The sequence below is a fragment of the Bradyrhizobium manausense genome, assembly GCF_001440035.1.
In the GTDB taxonomy this organism is placed as follows: domain Bacteria; phylum Pseudomonadota; class Alphaproteobacteria; order Rhizobiales; family Xanthobacteraceae; genus Bradyrhizobium; species Bradyrhizobium manausense.
Map to the genome: position 1 here is coordinate 198,423 of NZ_LJYG01000047.1, position 15,328 is coordinate 213,750.

At 63.3% G+C, this 15,328-nt stretch carries 14 protein-coding genes; 8 read left to right on the plus strand and 6 right to left on the minus strand.

Annotation, left to right across the window (positions count from 1 at the left end; all coding sequences use genetic code 11):
• Window positions 1–13: 13 nt before the first annotated feature.
• Window positions 14–673: a DsbA family protein gene (locus AOQ71_RS12145; protein WP_057746436.1), complete on the plus strand. Its 660-nt coding sequence runs from the start codon at window positions 14–16 to the stop codon at window positions 671–673.
• 82 nt (window positions 674–755) lie between these two features.
• Here AOQ71_RS12145 and AOQ71_RS12150 read toward each other — a convergent pair whose 3' ends face one another.
• From AOQ71_RS12150 to AOQ71_RS12160, 3 genes are all read right to left on the minus strand, one after another.
• Window positions 756–962 (minus strand): hypothetical protein, encoded by a 207-nt coding sequence (locus tag AOQ71_RS12150; protein WP_057746439.1) that lies wholly within the window; start codon window positions 960–962, stop codon window positions 756–758.
• Between the two features lie 86 nt (window positions 963–1,048).
• Window positions 1,049–2,119, minus strand: a complete 1,071-nt coding sequence (locus tag AOQ71_RS12155) for a carboxylesterase family protein (RefSeq protein WP_057746442.1) — start codon at window positions 2,117–2,119, stop codon at window positions 1,049–1,051.
• A 20-nt stretch (window positions 2,120–2,139) separates the two neighbouring features.
• Window positions 2,140–3,129 (minus strand): S1C family serine protease, encoded by a 990-nt coding sequence (locus tag AOQ71_RS12160; protein ID WP_057746445.1) that lies wholly within the window; start codon window positions 3,127–3,129, stop codon window positions 2,140–2,142.
• Between the two features lie 285 nt (window positions 3,130–3,414).
• Here AOQ71_RS12160 and AOQ71_RS12165 point away from each other — a divergent pair, with 285 nt between their 5' ends.
• The 6 genes from AOQ71_RS12165 to AOQ71_RS12190 all read left to right on the plus strand — a co-directional run bounded on the left by AOQ71_RS12165 (window position 3,415) and on the right by AOQ71_RS12190 (window position 10,718).
• On the plus strand, window positions 3,415–4,833 hold the full coding sequence (locus AOQ71_RS12165; RefSeq protein ID WP_057746448.1) for a M20 family metallopeptidase: 1,419 nt from the start codon (window positions 3,415–3,417) through the stop codon (window positions 4,831–4,833).
• A 262-nt stretch (window positions 4,834–5,095) separates the two neighbouring features.
• On the plus strand, window positions 5,096–6,886 hold the full coding sequence (locus tag AOQ71_RS12170; RefSeq protein WP_057746451.1) for a peptide ABC transporter substrate-binding protein: 1,791 nt from the start codon (window positions 5,096–5,098) through the stop codon (window positions 6,884–6,886).
• A 29-nt stretch (window positions 6,887–6,915) separates the two neighbouring features.
• On the plus strand, window positions 6,916–7,875 hold the full coding sequence (locus AOQ71_RS12175; RefSeq protein ID WP_057746454.1) for an ABC transporter permease: 960 nt from the start codon (window positions 6,916–6,918) through the stop codon (window positions 7,873–7,875).
• Window positions 7,841–8,758 carry an ABC transporter permease gene (locus AOQ71_RS12180; protein ID WP_057746874.1) on the plus strand — a complete coding sequence of 306 codons (918 nt, stop codon included), beginning with the start codon at window positions 7,841–7,843 and terminating at the stop codon, window positions 8,756–8,758. Before AOQ71_RS12175 ends, AOQ71_RS12180 begins: the two co-directional genes overlap by 35 nt.
• The gene (locus AOQ71_RS12185; RefSeq protein WP_057746456.1) at window positions 8,758–9,753 is read left to right on the plus strand and encodes an ABC transporter ATP-binding protein; all 996 of its coding nucleotides are present in this window, start codon (window positions 8,758–8,760) and stop codon (window positions 9,751–9,753) included. Before AOQ71_RS12180 ends, AOQ71_RS12185 begins: the two co-directional genes overlap by 1 nt.
• A complete protein-coding gene (locus tag AOQ71_RS12190) occupies window positions 9,750–10,718 on the plus strand; it encodes an ABC transporter ATP-binding protein (protein WP_057746458.1) in 969 nt (322 codons plus the stop codon). Before AOQ71_RS12185 ends, AOQ71_RS12190 begins: the two co-directional genes overlap by 4 nt.
• Before the next feature lie 84 nt (window positions 10,719–10,802).
• On the opposite strand, the gene AOQ71_RS12195 is transcribed toward AOQ71_RS12190, so the two are convergent.
• The 3 genes from AOQ71_RS12195 to AOQ71_RS12205 all read right to left on the minus strand — a co-directional run bounded on the left by AOQ71_RS12195 (window position 10,803) and on the right by AOQ71_RS12205 (window position 14,287).
• Entirely contained in the window at window positions 10,803–11,024 is a 222-nt protein-coding gene (locus AOQ71_RS12195) for a dodecin (RefSeq protein WP_057746461.1), read from the minus strand.
• A gap of 123 nt (window positions 11,025–11,147) precedes the next feature.
• Entirely contained in the window at window positions 11,148–12,485 is a 1,338-nt protein-coding gene (locus AOQ71_RS12200) for a glycosyltransferase family 87 protein (RefSeq protein WP_245316848.1), read from the minus strand.
• 674 nt (window positions 12,486–13,159) lie between these two features.
• Window positions 13,160–14,287, minus strand: coding sequence for a hypothetical protein (locus AOQ71_RS12205; protein WP_057746464.1), 1,128 nt, complete (start codon window positions 14,285–14,287; stop codon window positions 13,160–13,162).
• Window positions 14,288–14,479: 192 nt separating this feature from the next.
• Here AOQ71_RS12205 and AOQ71_RS12215 point away from each other — a divergent pair, with 192 nt between their 5' ends.
• Window positions 14,480–15,256 (plus strand): hypothetical protein, encoded by a 777-nt coding sequence (locus tag AOQ71_RS12215; protein WP_157083492.1) that lies wholly within the window; start codon window positions 14,480–14,482, stop codon window positions 15,254–15,256.
• The last annotated feature ends 72 nt before the right edge of the window (window positions 15,257–15,328 follow it).

The window sequence follows — 15,328 nt, forward strand, 5'->3', positions numbered from 1 at the left end:
AACGGGACAAGATATGGCTGGATATCGGAATAGGGGACTTATGCCGACGCGCCGAACGGCGCTGACGCTGATGGGCGCGGGCGCCCTTGCGGCTGGCGGGATGACCTTGGCACGCGCGGCCACCGGTGATGACGAGGTGCTGACCGAAGCCAAGGTGCTGCGCGATCCCGATGTTCCCGTTGCCGGCAATCCCGATGGCAACATCAGCATCATCGAATGGTCCGACTACAATTGCCCCTATTGCCGCAAGCTCGAGCCGGAGCTGCGCCAGGTCGTCCAGGACGACGGCAAGGTCAGGCTGGTTTTGAAGGACTGGCCGATCCTCGGGTCGGTCTCGGTGGCGGCCGCCCGTATCGCACTCGCCGCGAAATACCAGGACAAGTATCACAAGGCCCATGACGCCATGATGGGCGTCAGCTCGCGCCTGACCGAATCACGCATCAACGAGCTGCTCGCCTCGGTCGGAGTCGACATGGATCGTCTCAAGGGCGACCTCACCGCGCACGCCAAGGACATCGACGCGATCCTCAAGCGCAACAACGAGCAGGCCGAAGCTTTCGGCTTCAACGGCACGCCGTCCTTCATCGTCGGCAAGTATCGCGTCCCCGGCGTGCTCAGCATGAACGAATTCGAGCAGGTCATCGCCGACGCCCGCAAAGCCAAGATGAACTGAATATCGCCGTGCTGGTCGCAGTCAAGACAAAGGCGCCGCCGCGGATCCGCGACGGCGCCTTGTTCATATCAGGTTGATCGAATTACTTGGACGAGATCTTGACCCAGTCCTTGTGCGCGCGATCGCGCAGCAGGTCCCAATCGGCCTTTGCAACGTCCCAGTTCACGATGGTGCGATTGGTGATCGCGACCTCGCCATTGGCGACTGACGACGTCTGCATGGAATCATAGACATAGACGCTGCAAGCAAGCAGCAGCGCGCCCAGGATCATTCCGAAAAAAGTCTGCATGGAGAACCCTCCGGTGTGTCGGGCGGATAACGTCGGCCCGGAGTGAATGGTTCCGCGACAGTAGGGCGCGGGTAAGGACGCCTCGTTCACGCCCCGTTCAGCCATTGCAGCAGCTCCGCGTTGATCTCGCGCGGATAGGTGTGACTGAGATCATCGATCTCACGGTAGGTGACCTTGGCGCCCGCGGCCGTGAGGGCTGCTTGCGTTTGCCGCGCGGTCTGCACCGGAAACATCCAGTCGAGCTTTCCGTGAGTGATAAAGACAGGCAGGCCCTGAAGCCGCGTAGCGTCGGCCATCTCCGCCATCAGCGGATGGAAAGTCGCCGACACCGGCGCGAGATGGGTGAAGGGCGAGGCGCCGTCAAGCCCGCTGACATAGCAGAAGGTGCCGCCGTCGCTCATGCCTGACAGCAACATGCGTGAGGCGTCGATGGTCCAGCGGCCGCGGACGGTCTCGAGAATGCGCATCAGGTTGGGCGTGTCGGTGTCGTCGCCCATCAGCGCCCAGGTCTGCCCCGTCGCCGTCGGCGCCACCAGGATCGCGCCCAAGCTGCGCGCATCGCGCAGCCAGCTCCACAGGAAGCCGCGACCATTGCCGCTGCCGCCATGCAGCGCCATCACCAGCGGCCAGGCGCGGTCCGGCGTGTAATATTCGGGTACATAGACCGAGAAGCCGCCACGGCTGCCGGGCTCGTTGTGATCATGGAAGATGCCGGTGCGCTCGCTCGCGCCGACCTCTAGCCGCGATAGCAGTTCCTCATTCTCGCGCTTGGCGGTGTTGAGGAAGAAATTGCTCACTGGCGGGAATTGCACCGACAGCGGATAGAGCACCTCTTGCGCGCGCGGCAGGTGGCGCAGCGCGCGGAAGACGGAGACGAGATCGCCATTGCCGCGCTCGACGTCACGGATGCCGGCAAAGGCTGATAGCGTCTCGTTGCAGGCGAGATCGAGCCGCTCGCGAAGCCCGGCAAATTGCTCCGGCCATTCTCCGATCGCAGCGCGCGCGCCTTGCAGCGCATCGTCGGGCGCGCCGATCGCGTTCATGACCGAGCCGAAGGCCGGCGGATGCAAATGCCGGGCGAAGTAGCCGAGCGCTTCCAGCGCGTTGAGCAGCGGCGGCAGCACGGCCACGATGTCGTCGACGACGGCCTCGGTCATTGCTGCTTCCCTTGGCTGGACTAGTGCAGCTTCGGCGCCTTCAGAAGCTTGAAGCGATCGGTCGACGTCACCGTGACGTCGAAGGTGACGCCCTCATGATGCGCGCTGCCCTGATGATGCACGGTGAGAGGCACGTCGACGCCGGCAGGGCCGAGCGCCCACATCTTCTTGTAGAAGCTCGTCTGGCTCGTGACCTTCTCACCATCCACGGCCAGGATCACGTCGCCGGTCTTGAGCTCGGCGCGAGCAGCCGGACCATTGGCGGAGATCCCGATCACCACGACGCGGTTGTCGATCTCGGTCGAATAGAGCCCGAGCCATGGCCGCGCTGGCTTGTTGACGCGGCCAAACTTGCGCAGGTCGTCGAGGATCGGTTTCAACAGGTCGATCGGCACGACCATGTTTACGTGCTCGGCCTTGCCGTCGCGCTCACGATCGAGCTGGAGCGAGCCGATGCCGATCAATTCACCGCGCTCGTTGATCAATCCCGTGCCGCCCCAATTCGGATGGGCGGGATAGGTGAACAAGGCCTCGTCGAGCAGATACTCCCAATACCCGGCGAATTCCTGCTTGGCGACGATCTGGCTCGCGACCGAGCGCGTCCGCCCTCCGGCGCCGCCGACCACGACGCGGTCGCCGAGCCTGACGTCCGCCGAGGAGCCGAGCGGCAGCGGCTCGATGTCGAGCCGTCCGAGCGCCTGCACCAGGCCGAAGCCGGTGACGGCGTCGAAGCCGAGCACATGTCCCTCCACCACGTGTCCGTCGCCGCGATGAAGCCAGACGGATTCCGCCTCCGTGATGAGATAGCCGATCGTGAGCACCAGCCCGTCGTCGATCACGACGCCATTGCCAGCGCGCTCGGTGCCGAGCGTTTCCGCGCTGAAGGCGTCTGGCGGAATGATGGCGTGGAGGCCGACAACGGAACCGAGCGCACGGTCAAGATCGAAGCCGTAGTCGCTCGCACGCGGCTGATAGGCCGGCGGCACTCTCCATTCGGTCAGAACAGTCATGGAGTTCTCCTGGCTGAGAGCATCGCTCCGCCGAGGCTGCGGAACAACGCACGAAGCAAGCATAATTTAGGCCGCAGGAGGCCGTCTTGAAAGACTTGACCGCAACTATTCCAGATGTCGTGACGCCGATTTCGGAGGATGACAGAAATTGTTCGCCCAAATTCGCCCGGCGGTTGCCCCTTCCGGCACCGGTCGCATGGCTGCTGTCCCGCGAGATGCTAGGCGGGGTGCAATGAAGCTGCTAACCATTGCCGCTTCGTTGGCCAAGAGATCACGGACAGAACCATGGACAATCGCAGCGACATCTGGCGTGGCATCGACACGATCAAGGGACGCTTCATCGACCTCAGCGACAAGGTCTGGGGCATGCCCGAGGTCTGCTACACCGAAGCGCGCTCCTGCGCCGAGCATCTCGCTGAGCTGCGCCACCAGGGTTTCCGCATCACCGAGAAGGTCGCGGGCATTCCGACAGCGGTGATGGGGGAATGGGGCGAGGGCGGCCCGGTCATCGCCTTCATGGGTGAATACGATGCGCTGCCAGGCCTCAGCCAGGAGGCCGGCGTTGCCGAACACCGTCCGGTCGAAACCGGCGGTCACGGCCATGGTTGCGGTCACAATCTGCTCGGCTCCGCCGCCCTGCTCGCCGCGACCGCGGTCAAGGACTGGCTCGCCGAGAACAAGGTGCCAGGCCGCGTGCGCTATTACGGTTGCCCGGCGGAAGAAGGCGGCGCAGCCAAAGCGTTCATGGTGCGCTCGGGCGCGTTCGAGGACGCCGATATCGCCATTACGTGGCATCCGCATAGTTTCTGGGAAGTCGCGGTGACGCCGTCGCTCGCCAACACCCGCGCCGACTTCGTCTTCACCGGCCGCACCTCGCATGCGGCGGCTTCGCCCCATCTCGGCCGTTCCGCGCTCGACGCGGTCGAGCTGATGAATGTTGGCGTGAACTACATGCGCGAGCACATGCCGAGCGATGCGCGCGTGCATTACGCGCTGCTGGACACCGGCGGCATTGCGCCCAACGTGGTGCAGGCTCACGCCCGGGTGCGCTATTCCATTCGCGCCCGGGACCTTCCCGGTATGAACGAGCTGGTCGGGCGCGTCAGCAAGATCGCAGAGGGCGCGGCCTTGATGACCGAGACCAAGGTCGAGATGAAGATCATCTCTGCAGTCTCCAACATCCTGCCGAACACGCCGCTGGAACAGGCGCTGCATCGGGTCATGGAGGAGCTCGGACCGCCGCATTTCGACGACACCGACAAGGGCTTTGCCAGCCAGATCCGCGCGACGCTGACCGACAAGGACATCGCGTCGGTGTATTACGCGATCGGCATGGAGCCGACCGACCGGCCGCTGGCCGACTTCCTGGTGCCGCTGGATGCCAAGCGCAACCCGCTGGTCGGCTCGACCGACGTGGGCGACGTCAGCTGGGTGGTGCCGACCGTGCAGGTTCACGCACCAACGGTTGCAATCGGCACGCCGTTCCACACCTGGCAGGTAGTGGCGCAGGGCAAGAGTCCCCACGCGCACAAGGCGATGGTACAGGCGGCCAAGGCCATGGCCGGCCTCGGCATCAAGGCGTTGAGCGAACCGGAACTGATCAAGGCTGCGAAGGCCGATCTGACGAAGCGGACGGCCAAGACGCCTTATGTCTGCCCGCTGCCGGACCATGTCGCGCCGCCGCTCAATATGTCCGTCGCGTAGAATTCGATCTCGATACTTCGTCTGATCTCGCGAACAAATTTTTCGCAGTGCAACTAGGTTTCCAGCGGATTTTGACGCTGGAATGCCGAACCGTTGGGCTGCGGAATGAAATTTTGCCCAACCGACAGCCAGAACATCGTTTGCACACACACGGCTGCAGTTGACGTGCGACCTATTCGGTGTGCCATCTACCGCCAGCCAAAACCCAGGTGGCCGTTCCGCGGCCGCCCGCAAGCATATGGGAACCAGACGGGGGATAACCATGCTGGACAAAGAACTGCGTTCGATGATCGGTGACGTGAAGGACGGGCGGATGGATCGCCGCGCCTTCATTCAGCGCCTGGCCGCTGTCGGTCTCACTGCCCCCATGGCGAACCAGATCCTCGCCATCGGCGGCGTTGCCATGGCGCAGAGCCCGTCGCCCTATCCGCCGACCAAGCGCGGCGGCGGTGGCCCGCTCAAGCTGCTGTGGTGGCAGGGACCGACCCTGCTCAATCCGCATTTCGCCACCGGCACCAAGGATCAGGACGGCTCGCGTCTGTTCTATGAGCCGCTCGCCAGCTGGGACGTCGACGGCCACCTCAATCCGATCCTCGCCGCCGAGATCCCGTCGATCAAGAATGGCGGTCTTGCCGCTGACGGCAAGTCGGTGACCTGGAAGATCAAGCCCGGGGTCAAATGGCACGACGGCAAACCCCTGACGGCCGACGATCTCGTCTTTACCTGGGCCTATGCCAGCGACCCCGCCACGGCGGCCGTCTCGATCAGCACCTATGCCGACATGTCGGTCGAAAAGGTCGATGACCTCACCATCCGGCTTGTGTTCAACAAGCCGACGCCGTTCTGGGCCAATGCGTTCGTCGGCGCCTATGGATGCATTCTCCCGAAACATCTGTTTGCGGACTACAAGGGTTCGAAGTCCCGCGAAGCGCCGACCAATCTGGCCCCGGTCGGCACCGGCCCCTACAAATTCGTCGAGTTCAAGCCGGGCGACCTGATCCGCGGTGAGCTCAATCCCGAGTACCACATGCCCAACCGTCCGCATTTCGACACCATCGAGATGAAGGGGGGCGGCGATGCCGTCTCCGCGGCGCGAGCCGTGATCCAGACCGGCGAATTCGATTTCGCCTGGAACATGCAGGTCGAGGACGAAGTGCTGCTGCGCCTCGAGAAGGGTGGCAAGGGCAAGACCACCTATGCCGTGGGCGGCGACATCGAGTTCATTGCGATCAACTTCACCGATCCGAACACCGAGGTCGATGGGGAACGGTCCTCGATAAAGACCAAGCATCCGATCCTGTCGGACCTCGCGGTGCGTCAGGCGCTCGCTTTGCTCGTCGACCGCGAATCCGTGAAGAAGGCGATCTACGGCCGCGCCGGTCGCACCACCTCGAACTACCTCAATGGTCCCGAGGACTTCGTGTCCAAGAACACCAAATGGGAGTTCAGCGTCGAGAAGGCGATCGCGCTGCTCGAGAAGGCCGGATGGAAGGCCGGTGCCGACGGCATCCGCGAGAAGGACGGCAAGAAGCTGAAGTTCGTCTACCAGACCTCGATCAACGGTCCGCGCCAGAAGACACAGGCGATCGTCAAGCAGGCCTGCCAGAAGGCGGGCATCGACGTCGAGCTGAAATCGGTCGTCGCCTCGGTGTTCTTCTCCTCCGACGTCGCCAATCCCGACACCTATTCGAAGTTCTACACCGACATCGAGGAATTCCAGATCCCGATGACGCAGCCCGATCCTGCCCTGCACATGAAGCGCTACATCTCGAGTCAGGTCGCCAGCAAAGACAACAAATGGCAGGGGCAGAATTTCCCGCGCTGGGTCAACAAGGACTACGACGCCGCGATCGAGGCTGCGGAGACCGAGATCGACCCGGTCAAGCGCGCCGCGCTCTACATCAAGTGCAACGACATGCTGTGGCAGGATGTCGTGTTCATCCCGGTGATGCACCGCCTGACGGTGGATGCCTGCGCCACCGCGCTGCAGCCGGTCGTCTCGGGCTGGGCCAACCGGACCGACAACATCCAGGACTGGTATCGGGGGGCATGATCGCGCGGACATAGACGGGATTCTTCCCCATGAGCCAGTATGTCCTGCGTCGCCTTCTGATCGCCATTCCGAGCCTGCTCGGCATTTCGGCGGTGCTGTTCTTCGTGCTGGCGCTCGCGCCCGGCGATCCCTTTTCGGAGTTGGCGACCAATCCGAACGTGCCACCCGAAGTGCAGGCCGCACTTCGGGCCAGGTTCGGCCTCGACGATCCGATCTATCTCCGCTACCTGCACTGGCTCTTTGCCATGGCGCACGGCGATTGGGGCTTCTCCTTCGTCAGCAGGATGGACGTCGACAGGCTCATCCTCCAGCGCCTGCCGGCCACGCTCTACGTGATCGGCTCGGCGCAGGTCCTGGCACTCCTGATCGCCATCCCCGTCGGGGTCTATGCCGCCACCAAGCCCTATTCGTTGTTCGACCAGATCGCGAACACGCTCGCCTTCATCGGCTTCTCGCTGCCGACCTTCTTCACCGGTCTCCTGTTCATCCTGATCTTCTCGGTCACGCTGGACTGGCTGCCCTTTGTCTACACCACCGACATCAAGGCCACCGGCATCCACTATGTGCTGGAGATGATTCGTCAGGCCATCATGCCCGTGGCGGTGCTCGGCCTGTTCCAGGCGGCGTCGATGACGCGCTTCGTCCGTTCGGCGATGCTCGACGTCATCAGGCTCGACTATGTCACCACGGCGCGCGCCAAGGGGCTCGGCCAGGCCAAGGTCATCGTCAAGCACGTGATGCGCAATGCCATGATCCCGGTGGTCACGCTGATCGCGTTGCAGATGCCTGCAGTGTTCGGCGGCGCCCTCGTCACCGAGCAGATCTTCCGTATTCCCGGCATCGGATCGCTGCTGATCTCCTCCATCCTTTCCAACGACACGCCGGTGGTGATGGCCGTCACCTTCGTTTTCGCGTGCCTCGTTGTGCTGTTCAATCTCATCGCGGACGTCCTGTATGGCTGGCTTGACCCTCGCATCTCCCTCCGCTGAGCGGGGCGTCTATTCGCCCTGGCGCGAGACGTGGCGGCGCTATAGCCGCCACAAGCTCGCCGTGGTCAGCGCCGTCCTGCTTCTCGTTCTGATCCTGGCGGTCGTCTTCGGTCCCTTCATCTGGCGCGTCAAGATCAACGACATCGACATCGTCGCCGGCCTGCAGGGGCCATCGCTCACCCATCCTTTCGGCACCGACGATCTCGGCCAGGACATCCTGGCGCGCATGATCTATGGCGGGCGCATCTCGCTTGCCGTCGGGCTCGCCGCGATGCTGGTCTCGGTCTTCATCGGGACCTTGATCGGCGCGCTGGCCGGCATGTCGCGCGGCGCGCTTGGGCACGGTCTGATGTGGCTCACCGACCTCTTTCTGTCGCTGCCGGCACTGCCGCTGCTCTTGATGCTCATCTATCTGTTCCGCGACGCGTTGAAAGCGATGTTCGGTCCCGAGGGCGGCATCTTCATCCTGATCGTGCTCGTGATCGGCGGCCTGCGCTGGATGCCGGTGGCGCGCCTCGTCCGCGCCCAGTTCCTGTCGATCCGAGAGAAGGAGTTCGTCGAGGCCGCGCGTGCGCTTGGTGCGAGCCCCGTGCGGCAGGTGGTGAAGCACATCCTGCCCAATGCGCTCGGCCCGGTGATCATCGCCGGCACCATCGATGTTGCCGCCGCCATCATTGCGGAATCGACGCTGTCCTTTCTCGGTCTCGGCTTCCCGCCTGATACCCCGACCTGGGGCCGGCTGCTGTTCGACGCCAAGGACTTCCTCGATATCGGCCCGCACTGGGCCCTGTTCCCGGGTGGCGCGATCTTCATCGCGGTCGTCGCCATCAACTTCATCGGCGACGGTCTGCGCGACGCGCTCGATGCGCGACGGGTGATCTGATGGCGCCGCTGCTCGAGATCAAAGGCCTCAAGACCCACTTCTCTACCGATGACGGCATCCTCCAGGCCGTCGACGGCGTCGACATCACCATCAACAAGGGCGAGACGCTCTGCGTCGTCGGCGAATCCGGCTGCGGCAAGACCGTTACCGCAATGTCGATCCTGAAGCTGATCGCGATGCCGCCGGGCCGCATCGCCGCAGGGGAGATCATCTTCGAAGGCCGCGATCTGGTGCCGTTGACGAGCAGCCAGCTCGACGAAATCCGCGCCAAGGAGATCGGCTTCATCTTCCAGGAGCCGATGACCTCGCTCAATCCGGTGCTCACCGTCGGCGAACAGATCGCCGAGAGCCTGCGCCGGCACGAGAACGTCACCAGGAAGCAGGCGCTCGAGCGCACCATCGAGATGCTGAAGCTGGTGCAGATCCCGAACGCCGAAGGCCGTGTGCACAACTATCCGCACCAGTTCTCCGGCGGCATGCGCCAGCGCGTGATGATCGCGATGGCGCTGGCCTGCAAGCCCAAGCTGATCATCGCCGACGAGCCGACCACTGCGCTCGACGTCACCATCCAGGCGCAGATCCTCGACCTGCTCCAGGACATGAAGGAGCGCTTCGGCATGGCGGTGATGCTGATCACCCATGCCATGGGCGTGGTCGCCGAAACGGCGCAGCGGGTTGTCGTGATGTATGCCGGCAAGGTGGTGGAGGAAGCCGGCGTCGACGCTCTTTTCGCCGATCCGCGCCATCCCTACACGCAAGGCCTGATCCGCTCGATTCCGCGCATCGATCTCGACAGCGAGCACAAGACGCGGCTCGAGGCGATCGGCGGCTCGGTGCCGATCCTGATCAATCCGCCGGTCGGCTGCCGCTTCGCGCCGCGCTGCAAGTTCGCCATGAACGTCTGCACCGCGAAGGAGCCGTTGCTGCGCGAGATCGCGCCCGGCCACCGCATGGCCTGTCATCTCGGCGATCCGCAATTGGGAGGCGCGGCATGAGCGAGCCCTTGCTCCGCGTCAGCGGCCTGAAGAAATATTTCCCCGTGCTCGGCGGCCTGCTGTCGCGCCAGGTCGGCACCGTCTATGCGGTCGACGGCGTGTCGTTCTCGGTCAATCGCGGCGAGACGCTTGGTCTGGTCGGCGAGTCCGGTTGCGGCAAGTCGACCACGGGACGCTGCGTGTTGCGCCTGATCGAGCCGACCGATGGCGAAGTCACCTTCGACGGTCAGAACGTGCGCAACCTCGGCGGCAACGATCTGCGGGCGATGCGGCGGAACATGCAGCTCGTGTTCCAGGATCCGTTCGCCTCGCTCAATCCGCGCATGACGGTCGGCTCGATCCTCGGCGAAGCCTTCACCATCCACAATCTCGCAGCCAACGCCAGGGAGCGTGAGGAACGCGTCGCGGGCTTGCTGGTCAAGGTCGGCCTCAAGGCCGAGCACATGCGACGTTATCCGCATGAATTCTCCGGCGGCCAGCGCCAGCGCATCGTGATCGCACGCGCCCTTGCGGTCGAGCCGAAGCTGATCGTCTGCGACGAGCCGGTATCCGCGCTCGACGTCTCGATCCAGGCGCAGGTCATCAACCTGCTGGAAGATCTCCAGGCCGAGCTGAACCTCACCTATCTGTTCGTGGCGCACGATTTGTCGGTGGTCGAGCACATCTCCGACCGTGTCGCGGTGATGTATCTCGGCCGCATCGTCGAGCTGGCGAAGGCGAGCGATCTCTATCGCAATCCGCAGCATCCCTACACCAAGGCACTGCTCTCCGCGGTGCCGGTGCCGGATCCCAAGCTCAAGCGCAACCGCATCCGCCTCAAGGGCGACGTGCCGAGCCCGATGAAGCCGCCGTCAGGCTGTCACTTCCACACCCGCTGCCCGATCGCCCAGCCCCGCTGCGCGGAAGCCGCGCCGGAGCTGAAGGAAGGCGCGGGCGGACATTACGTGGCGTGTCACCTGGCTTAAAGTCACCTGGCTTAAAGTTGCGCGGTTGGCATTCTCGGCGGCTACGGTGCGCTGACGAGCGAGCTTTATCGACGCAAGCCCGCCTCACCCTTCCAGCGTAAAGCCGACGCGCAGCGTCACCTGGTAGTGGCGCACCGCACCGTTCTCGATGTGGCCACGGGTCTGCACCACCTCGAACCATTTCATCTCGCGGATGGTCTTGGACGCGCGGCTGACAGCATTTTTTATGGCGTCGTCGATCGAGGTCTCGGACGATCCGACCAGTTCCAGGATCTTGTAGACATGATCCTTCTCGGCGGTGGGCATGGTGAGCCTCCCTGGTTGCGCGGCAGCCTTCGCCTCCGCATGGGCTCCGATTGAACGGGTACCGGACGTTCCGGTTCCCTCGCGCGGCGGCGTGACGCTGGTTCTGTCGCGAACGTAATGGCGCTATTCCGCAGCCTGGGCGGCTCGCGGTAGGACGGATGCGGACTGCATTCCGCGCCAGAGCAGCCGCAGCAGCACGGCCAGCAAGGCCATCATCGCGAAGCCGCCGAGGGCCGGCGCAAACCTGTCGGTCAGTCCGGCGAGATAGGCCTGTTCCTCGCCGAACTGCGCCGCCAGCCGCGCCGATTGAAGCATGCCGTAGGCGCCGGCCAGCAGGATCAGCCCGTAGATGACGCCGCGTTCGCGCGCGCTCGCCAGAAGCGCCAGATCGGGAAGCAGCAAGGCGAGGCCGATGCCGATCATGGGCAGATCATAGTCATAGGCGTAGGGGCTGATCATCACCGAGACCATGGCGGTGATGCCGAGGGCGAATCGAGGCGACATCTTGCGCGCCGCGCCGAGCCAAACGGCAAGCACCACCGCGCAGAGCGCAAGGCTCGCGACCGCTGCCTGCGTCCAGAAGGCAAGAGTTGGCGGAACGCCCGCACGGGAAAGCGCCGCGTAGGTCGAGATCATTCGCAGCAGCGGGTAAATGCCCTGATCGAGAAAACGCGCCGATTCCCCGATCGCGCCAAGCCATGCGGTCCAGATCTGCCAGCCGAACACCAGTGTGCAGACCATGGAGCTTGCCAGCACGACGGTCGCGGCGGTCGCGAGCGCCACCCAGCGGCGTGTCGCCAGCATGTAGACGCCGACCGCGATGGCGAGATGCGGCTTGATCACCATCGCACCCAGCGCGAGGCCGGCGACAAGCTGGCGCCGCTCCACGTTGAGGCAGACCAGGCCAATCAGGGTGCCGGTGAGAAAGCCGTTCTGTCCGCCGCCGATCGTGATCGCAAGCGCAGGAAACAGTGCGACCAGGACATGGGCGAAATTCGCGCCCGCAATGGCGCGAAGCATCAGCAGGTAGGTCGCGAGCGTTGCGACGATGAACACGAGATAGGCGATGCCAATCGGCAGCAGCGCCAGCGGTGCGACGAGCAGGTCGAACTGCGGCGGGTAGGTCCAGGGCATGAAGCCGGTTGCTCCATGCGCAGCCTCGGCCTGGAACTGCATCAGCGTTTCGAACCGGTAGACCAGTTCGACCTGGCCGCGCCACACCTGTTGCGCGGCGATGTAAAAGGCGTCGAAATCGGAGAGCTCGCGGATCTGGAAGACGCCCCAGCGCCCAAACCTCAACGTCTTGAACAGCACCATCACGGCCAGTGCCGCCAGCACGAAGCGGACATAGGCGATCCGTTTCGATGGCGAAAATTGAACCGCTTCCAGCGCCTCGGCAAACATGAGCGACGACCCGACCTGACCGATCGGCGGCGTGCAGGCCCCGCAGATCCCGGCCAAACTGCCATCAGAGCTTTAAGGGACGGTAACGAATCAAGAAGGATTTGGGGCGCGCCTTGCCGCGACCGCTGCGCCGGATCGAGATCGCGGCGGGTGGAAGTCTGTGCTGCGACTTATAAGAGTGTCAAATTAACCAAAAAACTCCAATGATTTCGGAGCGCGTGCGACACATAAGATTGTCGCCTGCGACTCATAAGATCGTATCGGACGGGGGGGTGCGACCCAAAAGAGTGTATCGGAATCGCCGACACGGCGACGGCACAACATCAGGTTGCGCCTTCAATCCACGCAAACGAGCGATTTCGACCCAATTTCAGCTGTGACTTGGCTGCCCGGCGGCCGCCGGTCCCGCGGCGCGCCCGCACCGGCGCGGACCTTGCCGCGTACTTCTCCCGAAATGCCCGCACAATCTGGTCGGCCCAGCGGCTTGGTCAGGTAAGGAGAGGATGCTGCGCTCGGAGGACTGCCTGCTCGATGAAACAGTCGAGATAAACGTCACACCGCGGGACATCGACGATGTGCACCTCCGACATGCGCTAGAGGACGGCGATCCGGACTACGTAGTTGGATATGCCGATCTTCCGGGTTCCGCGCCGCAGCGCCAGTGGGCACGCAGGGTTCTGCTTCGACTTCAGACAGGGGTGGCAAGGGGCCGCACATCAGTGTCGGGCAGCCTAGCTGCTTCTTCTTGCGCGCCCAGCGATCATCAGCAAGAGGCCGCCGAGCTGCGGCAAAAGAGCCAAAAGCACCACGCGCAGCATATTGAAATCGTCGGCAGTCGGTTTCAAGTTGCCGGCAGAGAGCCAAGTTACGATCTTGATGGCCGCGTCGGCTTGGGGGTCGGCGGCGTGTTCAACCGAACTCATCGCGGCTTCCAGCGCGCGGTGACGCTCGGTTACAACTTGGTCGCGTGCGCGACAGATTCGGCCCTCCCCGCTCGCGCACTCCCGGTCGCGTGCCGTCACGGCGTCATTCAACGCAGCTCGCGCTGCCGTCACCGCAGGAGTGATGCGGGCCGCGCGCGCGAGCGTCACGTCGGCGATGTTTGCGGAAGCGAACCCGATGCCGCCAGTCAAGGCAAACACTGAGACAATCGACCATATCGCCCAAGCCGCCGCAGCCGTGGGCCGCTTGCCTGCCTGCCAAAGCTGGGTGGCAGCCTCGGGCACGGCGAGGAGAACGAGGTCGGCGGCGGCACCAACAGCGAAAAACAACCACCCGGCGAGATCAGACGAACCCAACGAGCGAGCAAACCAACCATTCGTTGTGATGGCAACGCCACAGAGGGCGAGAGCAGCTGCGGTCAGTACGTGCGAGCTGATCCGTCGCCCGACGGTCACGTGATTGTGTGACTTCGTGTAGGTCGTGACGTTCGCCGTGACTGGTGATGCGGCTCCGGCAGTCACGGGGGTGACGCTTGCTGTGGCTGGTAAAGCGGCGGCAGAGGTGACGAGCGTGACATTCGCCGTGACTGGTAGCGCGGGGTCGGGAGTGGTCGACGTGACATTGGCCGTGACTGCCAACGCGGCGACGTCAGTCACGGGGGCGACGTTTGGCGTGACTGCCAAAGCGGCGGCAGGCGTGACGAGCGTGACATCCGCCGTGACTGGTGACGCGGATTCGGGGATGACAGTTAGGCCCTCGCGCAGGACTTCTGCCGGAACAGCAGACGAGGCAGCAAGCAGCGCAATCTGGCGTTTTAGCTTCTTGCGCTGCCGACAGGCGCGCTGCCGTTCGGCCGGCGTTTTGGACCGGCGGGTTTGGTTCTTGGGGGGAGTCAATGCAGTGCTATCCTCAAGCATTTGAGGCCACTCCAACCTTGAGCTTGCTAGAACTGCTTTCTGGGCCGCTGTCAGGGGCGCGAGCCTTATTGCAACGGAGCCAGGCGTCAGCCGTGGGAATGGTCACGTCTGGACGGCTAACCATCGTCTCGGCATTCAGTACCTTCGCGGCGGGATCGTCGATGTCCTTGGTCGAAATATCTAAAGTCATCATTGGTTCGGGATAATATCCCGAACCCGCTTGCAATCAATCATTCGGTGTATTATCCCGAACGAATGGTTAACGCGCTATTATCTTTGAACGGTCAACTTCTTCCCATGGCAAAACCCGGACAATTGAGAAAAGCGGTTGCCGAAGCGCTGGGCCTGCAAGACCAGTTGGAGTCCGTCGACGTACATCTTCGCAATTTGCGTGAGGCAGGTCATATTACGAAAGCCAAGAAAGGCGGCGGCGCTGCTGATATGAGCCCGGACGATGCGCTCAACCTTTTTCTCGCTGTTGCTGGCAGCGACAGAGTCAAGGATAGCGTCAAGACGGTTGAATGCTTCCGACCCCTTCCTCGGACATCAATTCGAATGCGCAGCAACGAACGGCCTCAGCACGAGTCGCAGTGGATGGCCGACATTCCGCTAGCCAACTTGCCAACGCACCACGCCTTCTCGGACGCGCTTCGGGAGGTGCTTATACTGCTGCGTGATGCCGACTTCTTCACGCCGGGCCTGCGCGACCAGTTCTATCGTAGTGAGCGCCATATACATGCTACGCAGCCGACCGAATATCTCTTCGTACACCTTTTTTTTCCGACGAACGCCGCCGCCATTATGTTCGGTATCCGAGGGAGAATTGAAGTCGAGGCCGTATACGGTTCGCTCCTGTCGGACGGAGTACAGGTTTGGGATCTGCGCCGATTGCAGGCCGAAGGTCAGCTTTTGACCATTCGGGCTATCGACCTAAAATCTCTTGCGGCAATCGCAAAGGCGATCGCCTAAGCGATCTCATTGCGGATCTAGTCGAGCTTCTCGGTTCTCGCAGCCCGCTCGGTCCTCAGGTATGTTTCCTTC